We start from the raw sequence: 13,836 nt of genomic DNA, 5'->3' as shown, positions 1-13,836 counted from the left end.
ACATGAACAATTATCCGGTCAAGTCACGCTCGATCGCTGTCATGGTGGGACTGCCGCACCTTGCTGATGGGGTGCTCCTGCGGCGCGCCCGACAGCTTCAGCAGCCCGTCCTGATTTCCGCCAATGCCCTGTCGCGCTGGTCGACGAAGCGAGGTTGGCGCGAATGGGCCGGCTGGACGACGCGGCCACTCATGAATGCGCATGGTCTTCGCAGCCTCAGCCTCGACAGCGCGGGGTTCAGCGCAATGGTCACCTATGGGCGCTATCCCTGGACGGTCGATGATTATGTCGGCCTGGCCGCAGCCTATCCATTCCGCTGGTGGGCAAGCCTCGACTATTGCGTCGAGCAGGAAGTGGCCAGCGATCGCAACGAGGTGCTCGACCGCATGTCCCGTACCATCCGGGCCAACATCGAATGCCGGCTGCGCGCTGAAGATGCCGGGATCGATGCGACCTTCATGCCGGTCATTCAGGGACGTCATCCCGGTGATTATGAACGCTGTGCAGTGGCGCTCGCGCATATGATCGAGCGCGCCGGGCTTGTCGGTGTCGGCAGCATGTGCCGGCGCCCTGTCCATGGCGCGGATGGACTGATCGCCGTCGTTGATCGTCTCGACCAGGTGCTGCCAAGGCAGACCCGTCTGCATCTCTTCGGCGTCAAGGGCGCCGCCATCCCCTATCTCACCGCCTTCGCCCATCGTATCGCCTCGATCGACAGCCAGGCCTATGGGGTCAGCGCGCGCATCGCCGCGCGACGTTGTGGTCAAGCCAAGACCGACCGCTTGGTGGCGGACCATATGACGCAGTGGTTGCACAGACAGCATGCTCGCCTTGATCGGCCTTCGCGACAGTTGCCGGTGCAACCTGAGGTGCCGCCACCTCCCGAACCGGCAGACCCCTGGGAGCGGGTGATCGCACAGGCGCGCCGCGAGATACGCGATCTCATCGAAACCGGCGATCTCGACCATGACGAGATGACGGCCCTGTGGACCGAGCAATGGGCAGCGGACATCTACGGCGCAGCATCAGCGGACTGAAGGTGAGGAGAGGGGGAACGGAGGTGTGAGCGGCCGAACCGCTCGAGACCCGGAGACTCTCATGAATTATGATCTCGCCTTCCGCTACAGTCAGGCTCTCGATCCCAGCGCGCTGATCACGATCGGCACGGCGCTGCATGCGATCCACGCCGCCATCACCGATTGCCGCAACGCCGGCATCGATCTCGAACGTGATCCGGCGGTTATTCTGCTTGCGCGCCATCTGGGGACGGTGTGCGAAACGCGTGCACCGGACGCGGATCTGCGGCGCGACTGCATCGCGCGGATCGCCGAGCTGCGGAACCGGCCGGTTCTGAAGACGCTCGCCTATCGCGGCGTTGCCCATGACGAGCCCGCCAAGCGCCTGTTTCATTCGGAGGGGCGCGCCGCCATGCGCCGCCTGGCCGACGCCCTCGCGCTCGACGAGGGCAGTTTCGATATCCGGTCCAACAAGGGTGGTCCCGCCGTGTCAGGCGAAGTGACGCTGCACGGCGAGGATGTCTGGGTGCAACTCTCGCTCGGCCTCTCCGGTCCCGATCGGGAAGTGTGCTTTCGCAAGGTGCAGGGCCGCGACGATCATCTTGGAGACCGTAATTGTTGGGCGTCAATCCGCGAACTTGTCGACCCGGGCCGCTTCGCCGCACGAATCCGGCGGGAGCTTCGCTTGTCCACATCGCAGCCCGTTGTTCCCCGTCTCGTCGCCTGAACGAAGGCGATCATGCGCATTCTTTTCGTCCGCGTCAGGATCGGCGTCCAGGAGTCGGGCTATTCCTATCGCCTCTATATACCTTTCACGGAAAGTTCGTTCGAACGGCAAGCGTTGATCTCGGTGCATTCCGATTTCGGGCGCGGGCTTGCGCGCGCGTATGCCAGTTGTGGGTGTGATCGAGAAACTGTCGGAGCGGTACGCTGTCCCCTCCGACCATCGCCGCCACGTCTCCTGGGATTCGCATCGAAGGAGACCGATGATGTCAGAGCCGTTTGACCCCGCTGACACCGACGCATGGATTGCCCATGGTCGAAGCCCGGTACAAGCAGCGGCGCTCGCTGATGCCTGGCGCCGCTTCCCGGACCTTGCGAACGATTCCCCACTCGATCAGCGCATGGCACGTATGCGCGAGCGTGTCACGGCACTGCGGCCGGTGATGGAAGCGATGGCGCACATGGTCGAGGCGGAACGACAGGCCCGCAATTTCGCCTTCACCGCAAGACGAGTCGCCGAGGGACGGGGGGATGATCGCGATCGTGCCATTCTGCGCGCGCGCGATCTCCATGGCCATGACTGGGATCGATCGGTCCGCTATGCCGATGGCTGGTATGCCGCGCATGCGGGCTGGGATCCCGAATGCCGCAAGCCTGGCCCACTCGATGCGGGCGCCGAAGCCTATGATCACGGCTTTTGCGATGGTGGCGGCAACCGCGATGACCTCTTCGACACCGCGCGCCGCGCCTTGATGGTGGATCGCACACCAACGTCTTCGGCCATTTTGCCCGCGCGGCCTCGTCCCAGCGAATGGCTCAAGCCGACTGACGTGCCGCGGCCGGCACGCTGGCATCGTCGCCTCCTCCTGATCGGTGCGCCCGAAGCCGGACTGGTCGCCGCGCCGGCAAAAACGGCCCTGCTTCGTCCGGCTCTCGATTCCTGCTCGGGCTGCGGGGAGGCGACCATCGTCGTCATTTCCGGAGCCGGTTTTCACCCTCTCGATAGAGCCGATACGGCGCTGCCCCTCGGTGGTCCCGAAGCACTGGAGGTACTCGCGTCCGATCGCGCACTCCAGGCCTGCTTGCGGGCGCTGCTCGGTGATCGCGACTTTGATGACATCCTTGTCGCTGCCCAAGGGTATTATCTGGCTTTGCTCGATGCACATGCTGCAGCGCTTCCGCTTTGCCGGACAATGGAACGAACGCGGAACACCGCGCTCCAGCAACGGACGCACTTTCGTATCTGGCTCGACCGTGGGTTTCTCGCGGGCCAGACGGTCGGGGCAGGCCACATTCGTTGGGGCAAGGCCGTCAATGGCCTGACGGGCCGGCTCGGAGAATTTACGGCCCGTTATGCCGGCAAGCTTCCCCCGCGCGGCCACCGCATCGTCATCGAAACCGCCGACGGTAAGCCTGCCGCGGGCTTCGTCACGGCGCGAGGCGAGCCATTGGCATGGGAAACCGTCATCGCAAATCGCGCCCGTCTGCGCAGCACGATGGCAGCGCGCCTGCGGGCATTCGGCGGTGCAACGCGGCTGGCATGGCCAAGGCCAGCAAACACGTCAATCCAGGGAAGGAACGATGATGAAAATCCGAAAGGTGACTATTGGCGTCACGCTGTTGATGCATGACAGCGATGAGGATCGCCTCTCGACCATGAGCCTCGCCCGTATCGGCGAGGAAATGGACTTCGGTGACATGGTTGGCGCCTTCGCCATCACATCCGTCGACGATGTCCCACCCCATGCCCTGCAGGCTGAACTCACCGCGCTCGGCAACGACGGCACCTTCTTTGACGACAGGATGGAGCACGCAGATGACTGACGGATCGTCCATGACGAAAGCATGCACAGTCGCCGCAGTGCTGTGCGAGTTGCTCGAGACCCACATGCAGGCATGCGACGTGGGAGGGCGGCCGTCAGGGGATCACCACCATCATATCGTCTCGGCTGTGCATGGAACCCGTGCTGACGTGGAAATCCTCTCCAGCTGTGAAAATGAAGACGGTGTCGAGATCGGGTTGACGCTCAATGATGGCGCCACCTTCCGGATACAGGTTGAGAGCCTGTCCGCATCTCCTGGTCAGGAATAGCCCCATGACCGAGGACGAATTCGATCAACTCGTTGATGATGCGACGCATGCAGTCAACAATCTAATCCCGGATCTCTATCTCGACGGCATGGGCGACACTGCCCATAGCGGTGTGCTTTACGCGATCAATGATGCCCTCAGCACTATATTGCGGGACGTCATCGAACCCCGCTGATGACTTCGGCCTCGATCGGGGCTGACGATGTCGGCCGTGCGCCAAGGCATCTGGGCCTGTCACCCGCGATCATTCCAATGCCTCAAAGGGAGATCAGCATGTCTGCGCCAACCCATTTCGTTCACGTCTATGCCACCGTGCGCGTCAAACTGGGCGTGACCGCACATGACCAGTTTGCAGCAATGAAGGAGGCAGATCGCCTTCTCTTTGCCAACGGTTTCGGTGTTCGTCTGATTCCGAGTGCTACAGGAGTGCTTGAAGCGGACTACGCCGAAGAAGTGTCCGGCTATCTTGTCGACGAAGCGGGCGACCACGAATACGACCGGAGCCGGACCTATGCTGCCGATGGTGCACCCATTTCGTGAAATATGTCACGCTGCGAGGCCTGACACTATCGAATTTGGGTAATGCTCGTCAGGCTTTCGTCAGACTTGTCGGCGATGTTCGCATGCGCCGAGCAAGGGGTTCTGCCTTCTTGTCCGAAATCAATCCCACAGCTGGGCCGATCGCTACAGGGCGAAGGGAACAATTGACGCAAGGGCCGGACAAGGATCGAAATGCGCAACCTGCGACTGACATTCTGGGGCCTGGCCGCCTTGGTCACCATGTTGTGGCTTCTTGCGGACCTGTCCATATTCCGGTCGTCCGGCTTTTTCGCGATCCGCAGCGCGGCGGTGCAGTATAGCGGCGCGCTGGCGATCGCCTGCATGAGCGTCGCGATGATGCTCGCCATCCGCCCCCGCTGGCCCGAACATGGGCTGGGCGGACTGGACAAGATGTATCGTCTCCACAAATGGCTCGGCATCGCGGCACTGGTCACGGCCATCGCGCACTGGCTGTGGGCGAAGGGTCCGAAATGGGCCGTGGGGTGGGGCTGGCTCGAACGACCGTCGCGTGGCCCGCAACCGCCCGCAAGCAATCCTGTCGAGGCCCTGTTCGCCAGTCTCCGCCACACGGCGGAGGGTCTGGGCGAGTGGGCCTTTTATGCCGTGGTTGCGCTGATCGCCGTCGCGCTCATCCAGCGCATTCCCTACCGCTTCTTCTATCGAACGCATCGGCTTCTGGCGCTGGCCTATCTCGTGCTGGTCTTTCATGCCGTGATCCTGACGACGTTCAGCTACTGGCTGTCTCCGTACGGCCTCACGCTGGCGGCGCTGCTTGCTTGCGGCACCGGGGCGGCGATCCTCATTCTGTCGCGCCGCGCAGGCCGGGACCGGCAGGTGCCGGGCAGGATTGCCGCCATCCACCATTATCCGGGCGTGCGGGCGCTCGAGACCATCGTCGACATGGGGGAGGGGTGGCCCGGCCACCGACCCGGCCAGTTCGCCTTTGCCGTGTCGGACCCGGCCGAAGGGCCGCATCCCTATACCATCGCGTCCGCCTGGCGCGAGGATGAGCGGCGGATCACCTTCATCACCAAGGGACTGGGGGATCATACGCGGCGCCTGCCCGAAAAACTCCATGTCGGCCAGGAGATCAGGATCGAGGGGCCTTATGGATGCTTCACATTCGACGATGATAGCGCCCGTCAGATCTGGATCGGTGGCGGGATCGGTATCACGCCGTTCATCGCCCGCATGAAGTATCTGGCCCAGAGTCCCGAAGGCGCGCGCGCGGAGATTGATCTCTTCCACTGCACGGCCGAAGTCGACGAGGAGGCTCTGGGCAAGCTGCAAGCGGATGCGGCGGCTGCCCATATTCGCCTGCATGTTCTGGTCGATGCACGCGATGGCCGCCTCGATGGCGAGCGAATACGCGCCGCCGTGCCGGAATGGCGGGAGGCGAGCCTCTGGTTTTGCGGCCCCCTTGGATTTGGTGAAACGCTGCGCCGGGACTTTGCCGCGCTGGGCTTTCCGGTAGCGAAACGTTTCCATCAGGAGCTGTTCGCGATGCGCTAAGTCAAGGCGATGTATGCGAAAAAATCCGACTTGTCACCTCGACATCAGCAGGACCGATTTCTAAAGACCGCTCCCGTGACCATGATCCGCTCCTTCCTTGCCCGGCATCGCTGGCTGGCCATCTGGCTGGCCGGGGCCGCGCTCATGCTGAAGGTGCTGGTGCCGGCCGGGTTCATGCCGACCGTCTCTTCGGGTACGATATTGGTCCAGCTCTGCTCGGGCCAGGGTCCGCAAACGGTCATGATGGAGCTTCCGGGCAGGTCCGGCGATCATGATCCCGCGGATCACAAGCAGGCCGACATGCCTTGCGCTTTCTCGGGTCTGTCGTCGCCGGCGCTCGCCGCCGCCGACCCGATCCTGCTGGCGCTCGCCATTGCCTTCATCCTGGCGATGGGCTTTCTTGGCCTATCTTTCGCCCTGCCCGGTGCCTCGCCATTTCTGCGGCCTCCGCCAATAGGACCGCCAACAGCCGCCTGATCCCTTTCGCCGTTCGTTTTCAACGGCGCGCGGACCGCCGCGCGCCCGGATCAGGATCCATCCATGTCTGTCATTTCCAAAGCCGCGAGCGCGGCTGCAATATTCTATGGCCTGTCGGCCGCGAGTGCCTTTGCGCAGGATACACAGGTTCTTCCGTCCATCGGGATCGATTCCGAGGATCGCCCTGCCGGTCCCGTGTCGTCCGAGATCCTTTTGCGTGACAAGGTCGCACCCCTGCAATCGGGAACAAGCGATACGGCGGCGCTGATCGGCCGCCTGCCGGGGGGCAGCAGCTTCGGCGCCGGTGGCTTTTCCAGCCTGCCGGTGATCCGGGGCCTCGAAAGCCAGCGGCTGACCATATTGGTCGACGGCGTGCCGATCGACATCGCCTGCACGAATGCGATGAACCCGCCTTTGTCCTACACCGATCCGCAGACGATCGACGCGATCAGCGTCATCACGGGCGTGACGCCGGTCAGCATGGGCGGTGACAGCATCGGCGGCGCGATTTCGGTGGAAACCCTGACACCGCGCTTCGCCAAGGCGGGCAAACGATTGCTGACGGGCGAACTGTCCACCTTCTACCGCAGTAACGGCGACGGCTTCGGCGGCGCACTTTCGATCACGGCGGCAAGCGACCGGCTCAGCCTCAGCTATGCCGGTTCCTTCACCCAGTCCGACAATTACAAGGGCGGCGGCCGTGACGGCACCGTCCGTTCGACTGAATACAAGAAGACGGACCATGCGCTGAGCCTGGCCGCGCAGACCGATATCGGGCTGTTCGAACTGAAGGGCGGCTACCATTTCTCGCCGTACGAGGGCTTTCCCAACCAGTATATGGACATGACATCCAACAAGAGTTGGTATCTGAACGGTCACTGGAAGGGCGCCTTCGACTGGGGCGATCTGGACCTGCGCGCCTTCTATCGCGACACCGATCATCGGATGAACTTCCTGGCGGACAAGGGCGGCACCGCGACCGGCGGCATGCCCATGAACACCGAGGTTCATAGCGCCGGCTATACGCTCAAGGGCGACATTATGCTGTCCAATCGCGACACGCTGCGTCTCGGGAGCGAATTCCACCACCAATGGCTCAATGATTACTGGCCGGCGGTCGCGGGCCACATGATGATGGGGCCCAACACCTATATCAATGTGAACGGCGCGAAGCGCGACCGGCTTGGCACCTTTGCCGAATGGGAGGCGAAGTGGACGCCGCAGCTCACCACGCTGGTCGGCGTGCGCAACGATCAGGTCTGGATGAACACCGGCGAGGTCCAGCCCTATTCCACCTCGATGATGAATATGGCCGACGCGATGGCGGCCACCGCGTTCAACGCCGCGGATCGCAAACGGCATGACAGCAACTGGAGCGCCACGGCCCTTGTCCGCTATGCGCCGAGCGATCAGGCGACGCTCGAATTGGGCTATGCGCGCAAGAGCCGTTCACCGGGCGTCTATGAGCGCTACAGCTGGGGACGCGGTTCGATGTCGAGCCGGATGATCGGCTGGTTCGGTGATGGCAACGGCTATGTCGGCGATCCCACCCTGAAGCCCGAAAGGGCTGATACGATAAGTGCCGCGGTCAGTCTGAAAGGCGCCGGCGCCAATGGCTGGACGCTCAGGATCGCACCCTATTACACGCGCGTCCATGATTATATCGATGTCGTGAAGCTGGCCGATTTCACCAATATGATGGGCACGCCGACGGGGTTCGTGCAGCTTCGGTTCGCCAACCGCGAAGCCGAGCTATATGGCGTCGATGTCTCGGGTTCGCTTGCGCTGTGGCAGTCGTCATCGGCCGGCACGGCGAAACTGACCGCAACGGCAAGCTGGTTGCGCGGGCGCAATCTGGACGACGGCGGGTCGCTCTACCATCAGATGCCGTTCAACGCGACGTTTGCGCTGGAGCATCGGCTCGGGGGCTGGGAGAGCGCGGTCGAACTGACGGTCGTGGCGGACAAGAACCGGGTCGACGCCACGCGCAACGAACCCCGAACGGACGACTATGCGCTCGTCAATCTTCGGACCGGCTATGCCTGGGGCAATTACCGGCTGGGCCTGGATGTCCAGAACCTGTTCGACAAGGGCTATGATCTGCCGCTGGGCGGCATGTCGCTCGGCGATTACAAGGCGACCGGCGACTTGCGGCCGGTGCCTGGTCGTGGCCGCTCCTTCAACATCGGCCTGACTGCGAAATTCTGAGGCATGGCCGCCAGTCCAGCATACCGGCTGGCCCAGGCGAGCGATACGAGGGCTTTCGGGTTCCTCGTGTCGCTTGCCCTGCATGCGGGTGTTCTTGCGGCCTATGGCCTGTGGAGCCACAGTCCGCGTCTAATCCCCGAAAGGCGGGAGGAACCCCGCACGGTCACGATCATGACGCTGCCTTCGCTCGAAACCGAACAGCCGTCTGCCCGCCGGCCGAAAGCTGCCCCCAGACCGGCAAATCAGCTGACGCCCCCCAGTACAACGCCAGCGACACGCGCGCGGCAAGGGCCGCAGGCGTCGCCCGACCGGCCTGCCTCCGATCAGGCTGCCTTGACGCTACCTGTCGCACCGTCGCCCTTGCCTGCCCGCATGAACGTCGACATGCCGCATCCCCAACCTGCTTCGCCGCAGGCTGCGTCATCAACGCTCAGCACTGCGCGTGCGGCCTATCTTCGGCGGTTGTGGGAATGGATTGCCGCCAGACGCCCGGCGGGCCTTCATCTTGAGGGTGAGGCGCTGATTAATTTTTCCATCGGTGCTGACGGCGCCTTGCGCGAGATCTCGCTCGCGCAATCCAGCGGCAATGCGCAGCTTGACCGGCTCGCCCTTCGCACGGTTCGCCTGGCGGCGCCCTTTCCGCGCCCGCCTGAAAGTCTCGGCGTGGGAACGCTCGATTGCGTCCTGCCTTTCCATTTCAATTAGCGCCGGAAATCACATTGCGTCAGGAGCTGGTCAGCAAATGCGGTCATGGTCTTGTGCCGACCCTTGGCTGGAGGACCCATGACCCGCTTGCACGCTCACCCCGAACGACATGCGGTATCACGTATCGGCTGGCTCCGCGCGGCGGTCCTTGGCGCCAATGACGGTATCGTTTCCACAGGAAGCCTCATTGTCGGCGTCGCCGCTTCGGGAACGGACCGATCAGGCATCCTCGTTGCCGGCATCGCGGCGCTTGTCGCCGGCGCCATGTCGATGGCCGCCGGCGAATATGTCTCGGTCAGCTCGCAGGCCGATACCGAGAAGGCGGACCTCGCCCGCGAAACGGCGGAACTGACAACGCAGCCCGGGCTCGAGCGGCAGGAACTGGCGGACATCTATATGGCGCGCGGCCTGGACCCCGATCTTGCGCTCAAGGTTGCCGACCAGCTCATGGCGGACGATGCGCTTGGGGCGCATGCCCGCGATGAGCTGGGAATTTCCGACATATCCACGGCGCGGCCGTTGCAGGCGGCATTCACATCCGCCGCGACGTTCAGCGCCGGGGCGATCATGCCGCTGGCGGTGGTTGCCGCCGCGCCGGGACAGCAATTGATACCGCTCGTCGTCGCCGTTTCGCTTCTGTGCCTCGTGCTGCTCGGGGCGCTTGGCGCGAAGGCGGGCGGGGCCCCTGTCATGCGGTCGATCGTCCGCGTCACGTTCTGGGGCGCCCTGGCGATGGCGTTGACGGCAGGCGTGGGCAGCCTGTTCGGAGCGGCTGTCTGACGTGATCGCTGCCCCGCGTTCGTCAGCGCGCCGTCAGCAATCTCTCTTATGGCCAAAGGCCAAGGAGACAAATGATGCTCATGGCAAAAACGAGCTACAGTGATAGTTTCAGGGTTTGGGATGCCCCGCTCAGGCTTTTCCACTGGCTGCTGGTCGCGGCGATCACGATTGCCTTTTTGTCCTCGGAAGGAGACAGCGGAATCGCGGACTGGCACATGGCGGCAGGCTGGACCGCCGCTGTCCTGCTTGTCTTTCGTCTTGTCTGGGGGTTTATCGGCGGCGAGCATGCGCGTTTTGCCAATTTCGTGCGACCGTCACGCCTTCTGTCCCACGTCCGGGAACTTGTGACGGGTCATCCACAACGCACGATCGGGCACAATCCGCTGGGGGCGCTCGCTGTTCTGGCCATGCTCATTGCAACCGGCGCGGTGCTGTGGACCGGCATCCAGGTCGACGCGGGGCAGGCCGACGAGGATCTTCATGAGGCGATTGCCTATGGCCTGCTGGCGCTCATCGGCGTTCATGTCGCAGCGGTGGTCCTGATGTCCGTCTTCACCCGCGAAAATCTCGCGCGCGCCATGGTTACTGGCCGCAAGAGCGTCGCTCTGCACCCTGGCGCCCACGATGCCCGTCGGCCGGCCGTCGTCGCGGTGCTGCTGGCCGTCCTGGTGATCGGGATGACGGTGTTTGGCATCCTGCGCTACGATTCCGCGGCGTTCAGTGCGCAGTCGCACGGCGAGGCAAAGCAAGGGCATGAAATCGAAGGTGGAACAGCCGTTCAAGGCGAGGATAATGACCGGGATTGAGACGGCCTCTTTCGATCCCCGCGCGGGACTGGTCAGATTGCAGGGCGGGAATTGAGGCGGGATCGTGCTAGGAAAGCCGGCATAGATGCGCGTTCTTGTCATAGAGGATAATGACCGGCTGGCGAAGCTGGTTGCGGACGGCCTTCAGCGCCGGGGCTTTTCGTGCGACATCGCCACGACCCTGTCCGATGCGGACAGCGCACTGGGTGGCGCGGTCTATGACGCGATCATACTCGATCTCGGCCTGCCGGACGGCGATGGCGTCGCCTGGCTGGCGAACCGTCGCCAGTATCGGCAAATGCCGCCCGCGATCATCCAGACCGCGCGCGGCGCGCTGGAGGACCGGGTCACGGGGCTTGACGCCGGCGCCGACGATTATGTCGTCAAGCCTGTCGAGATCGATGAACTGGCCGCGCGCATTCGCGCGTTGCTCCGCCGCCCCGGCCCGCGCGCGCAACCTGTGCTGGAAGCGGGCTGCCTGCGGTTCGACACGGCGGCGCGCACGGCGCACTGCGGGGACTACGCCATCGATCTGTCCCGCAGGGAGGCCGACCTCCTGGAATTGCTGCTACGGCGGGCGGGAACCGTCGTCCGCCGCGAGACGATCGAGGATGCGCTCTACAATTTCAACGAGCCGGTGACGCCCAATGCCGTGGAAGCGGCGGTCTCCCGCTTGCGCCGGAAGCTGGACGAGGCTGGTGCCACTGGCGCGCTCCACACCATCCGCGGCGTCGGCTATATGCTGAAGGATGTCGCGGCGTGACCTATCGGCGCTCCGTGTCGCGCAAACTTGCGCGAGGGCTTGCTCTCGTCGGCCTTGTCGGCACCATCTTGTTGCTTGCAGCGGTCGTCTTTTTCTACAGCCTGACATTCGACGATCTGACGGCGCAGGACGCGCTGATCAAGGCCGTGCGCGAGATGCTGGAGCATGTCGCGCTTCCACTGGTCGTGCTGATGGTGCCCGTCGCCTTCGTCGTGCGGCGCGTGATCCGACAGGCTTTTGGCTCCCTTGAGGAAGCCGCAACCGCGATCGAGGCCGCGCGTGGGCACGAACGCGGCTTTCGCATAGACACGTCCCATCTGCCGGCCGAAGCCCTGCCGTTCACGGATGCCGTCAATGATCTGCTCGGCCGGCTTGACGACGCCGCCATGCGCCAGGAAGCCTTTGCCGCCGATGTCGCGCATGAACTGCGCACGCCGCTCGCGGTGCTGTCGCTCGAATTCGACCGGCTCGATCATGACGACGCCGCGCGCCTCAAGAACGATGTCGCCGGGATGCGCCGCCTGGTCGACCAGCTCATGCTGCTAGCCCAGGTTGATGCCACAGCTGCCGCACAATTCCCGCTGGAATCCGTGTCCCTTGTCGAGATTGCGCGCGATGTCGTCAGCCTTCTTGCCCCGGCCATCATCGCGGAAGGGAAAGCCATCACGCTCGATGTGGGCAGCGGGATCCCAATGGCGCGGGGCCGGCGTGAAGCAATCGCGGCCGCCTTGCGGAACCTTATCGAGAATGCTGTCCGGGTGACGCCGTTGGGAGGCACGGTGAATATACGGGTTGGCCCGGATCCGGTGATTGCGGTGGGCGATGGCGGAGAGGGCCTTTCACCCGAACGCCTTCGCGAACTTGTGCGGCGGCACAGCCGGGCGGACCATGCCAGCACCAACGGCGCCGGGCTTGGCCTGGCGATCGTCGACCGGATCATGGCGGCGCACGGCGGACGGCTGACCACCGATCCCGCCGTGCGGGAATTGTCCCTGCATTTCCCCAGCGCCTGAAGCGCCGAGCATTGCGACCCGTCAGGGTCTCGTCAGTTTCGCGCACTAGGCGAAGCCCATGTCGAAGCGGAATTATATCCTTGCCGGCTTTGCCGTCATCGCGCTGGCGCTTGGGATCTGGTGGCTTGCCGGGTCCGGCACGGCGCCTGAACCAGCCCCTTCATCCCCCGAAGCCGGGAAAGCGGCGCCGGGCGTTCTGCCCGTTGACCGCAGGCAGGCCGCGCAGCTTGGTATCCGCCTGGCGCCCGCCCTCACCGCGAGCGAAGCCCCCATCGCCGTCATTCCGGCGGTGATCCAGCCGCCCGCCAATGCGCGCGTGGCCGTGGCCGCGACCTTTCCCGGCGTGGTCATGCGGACGCTGGTGGTTGAAGGCGATACCGTCCGGCAGGGCCAGCCGCTCGCGGTTATTTCCAGCCGCGACGTGCTGACGATGGGGGCCGACCTGACGCGCGCCAATGCGCGGGCAGGGGTCGCGCGGTCGAACGCGGCCCGGCTCTCGCAGCTTGCCCGCGAAGGCATCATCGCCGGCGCGCGCGCTGATGAAGCCCATGCACTGGCGGCCGAAGCAGGCGCCGATGTCGCCGAAAAGGCGCGCATCCTCAAAATGGTCAATGGCGAGGGGAGGGGCGGCACCTATACGCTGACCGCGCCGATCGCCGGGCGCGTCACGACCGCCAACATCCAGACGGGCAATCCCGTGGACGGAACCACCGCGCCTTATGTGATCGACGCCGCCAACCGCTATGAGGTTGTCGGCCAGTTGCCCGAGCGGCTCGTCGGCGCGGTCCGGCCCGGCATGACCGTAGTGATCGAACCCGACATCGCCGGGCGCGTCACCGCCGTTGGCTCGACGATAGACCCCGCCACCCGTTCCGCCATGCTCAAGGCCGAGATTCCCGCCGGGCCGGGCATCGTCGCGGGGCGCACGACCAGCATGTCGCTGTCCGGCCCGGCGCCGGCCGGCGCCGTCAGCGTGCCTTCCGGCGCGACCGCCATGATCGGGGACAAGACTATCGTCTTCGTCGCCACCGGCGGCGGATATGCGATCCGCGACGTGAAGATAGGCGGTTCCGTTGGGGGACAGACCGTGCTGCTGTCCGGCGTCAGGCCGGGCGAGCAGGTGGTCGTTTCCGGCACGAGCGCGCTCAAGGCGCTCGCTTTGTCGCGATAGGTCCGGGCC

16 protein-coding genes are annotated in these 13,836 nt (G+C 64.4%); all 16 read left to right on the top strand.

The features are described 5' to 3' along the window. The first annotated feature begins 2 nt into the window (after positions 1–2). Complete coding sequence (locus CHB74_RS16260; protein ID WP_089220678.1) at positions 3–1,037, top strand: deazapurine DNA modification protein DpdA family protein; 1,035 nt, start codon at positions 3–5, stop codon at positions 1,035–1,037. Between the two features lie 61 nt (positions 1,038–1,098). Continuing rightward, a complete protein-coding gene (locus CHB74_RS16255) occupies positions 1,099–1,743 on the top strand; it encodes a hypothetical protein (protein WP_020819416.1) in 645 nt (214 codons plus the stop codon). A 262-nt stretch (positions 1,744–2,005) separates the two neighbouring features. After that, complete coding sequence (locus CHB74_RS16250) at positions 2,006–3,370, top strand: hypothetical protein (protein WP_342746610.1); 1,365 nt, start codon at positions 2,006–2,008, stop codon at positions 3,368–3,370. Next, entirely contained in the window at positions 3,324–3,563 is a 240-nt protein-coding gene (locus CHB74_RS16245) for a hypothetical protein (protein WP_179220875.1), read from the top strand. Before CHB74_RS16250 ends, CHB74_RS16245 begins: the two co-directional genes overlap by 47 nt. Beyond that, positions 3,556–3,831 (top strand): hypothetical protein, encoded by a 276-nt coding sequence (locus tag CHB74_RS21695; RefSeq protein WP_025160948.1) that lies wholly within the window; start codon positions 3,556–3,558, stop codon positions 3,829–3,831. Before CHB74_RS16245 ends, CHB74_RS21695 begins: the two co-directional genes overlap by 8 nt. 4 nt (positions 3,832–3,835) lie before the next feature. Further along, positions 3,836–4,006 carry a hypothetical protein gene (locus tag CHB74_RS22060; protein WP_020819421.1) on the top strand — a complete coding sequence of 57 codons (171 nt, stop codon included), beginning with the start codon at positions 3,836–3,838 and terminating at the stop codon, positions 4,004–4,006. A 98-nt stretch (positions 4,007–4,104) separates the two neighbouring features. Then, positions 4,105–4,371, top strand: a complete 267-nt coding sequence (locus tag CHB74_RS16235) for a hypothetical protein (protein WP_025160949.1) — start codon at positions 4,105–4,107, stop codon at positions 4,369–4,371. Between the two features lie 192 nt (positions 4,372–4,563). Then, the gene (locus CHB74_RS16230) at positions 4,564–5,904 is read left to right on the top strand and encodes a ferredoxin reductase family protein (RefSeq protein WP_020819423.1); all 1,341 of its coding nucleotides are present in this window, start codon (positions 4,564–4,566) and stop codon (positions 5,902–5,904) included. 9 nt (positions 5,905–5,913) lie between these two features. Beyond that, the gene (locus tag CHB74_RS22510; RefSeq protein WP_021224254.1) at positions 5,914–6,381 is read left to right on the top strand and encodes a hypothetical protein; all 468 of its coding nucleotides are present in this window, start codon (positions 5,914–5,916) and stop codon (positions 6,379–6,381) included. A 63-nt stretch (positions 6,382–6,444) separates the two neighbouring features. Beyond that, on the top strand, positions 6,445–8,589 hold the full coding sequence (locus CHB74_RS16220; protein ID WP_020819425.1) for a TonB-dependent receptor: 2,145 nt from the start codon (positions 6,445–6,447) through the stop codon (positions 8,587–8,589). A 372-nt stretch (positions 8,590–8,961) separates the two neighbouring features. Then, the gene (locus tag CHB74_RS16215; protein ID WP_021223103.1) at positions 8,962–9,294 is read left to right on the top strand and encodes an energy transducer TonB family protein; all 333 of its coding nucleotides are present in this window, start codon (positions 8,962–8,964) and stop codon (positions 9,292–9,294) included. 78 nt (positions 9,295–9,372) lie between these two features. After that, entirely contained in the window at positions 9,373–10,074 is a 702-nt protein-coding gene (locus CHB74_RS16210) for a VIT1/CCC1 transporter family protein (protein ID WP_020819427.1), read from the top strand. A 71-nt stretch (positions 10,075–10,145) separates the two neighbouring features. Next, on the top strand, positions 10,146–10,880 hold the full coding sequence (locus CHB74_RS16205; RefSeq protein ID WP_020819428.1) for a cytochrome b/b6 domain-containing protein: 735 nt from the start codon (positions 10,146–10,148) through the stop codon (positions 10,878–10,880). An 85-nt stretch (positions 10,881–10,965) separates the two neighbouring features. Continuing rightward, positions 10,966–11,643, top strand: a complete 678-nt coding sequence (locus CHB74_RS16200) for a winged helix-turn-helix domain-containing protein (RefSeq protein WP_020819429.1) — start codon at positions 10,966–10,968, stop codon at positions 11,641–11,643. Further along, on the top strand, positions 11,640–12,656 hold the full coding sequence (locus CHB74_RS16195; protein WP_037485648.1) for a sensor histidine kinase: 1,017 nt from the start codon (positions 11,640–11,642) through the stop codon (positions 12,654–12,656). Before CHB74_RS16200 ends, CHB74_RS16195 begins: the two co-directional genes overlap by 4 nt. 58 nt (positions 12,657–12,714) lie before the next feature. Further along, complete coding sequence (locus CHB74_RS16190) at positions 12,715–13,827, top strand: efflux RND transporter periplasmic adaptor subunit (RefSeq protein WP_037485649.1); 1,113 nt, start codon at positions 12,715–12,717, stop codon at positions 13,825–13,827. Positions 13,828–13,836 lie beyond the last annotated feature (9 nt).

This window comes from Edaphosphingomonas laterariae, assembly GCF_900188165.1.
Taxonomy (GTDB): domain Bacteria; phylum Pseudomonadota; class Alphaproteobacteria; order Sphingomonadales; family Sphingomonadaceae; genus Sphingomonas_E; species Sphingomonas_E laterariae.
This window is presented reverse-complemented; position numbering and strand designations above follow the sequence as displayed.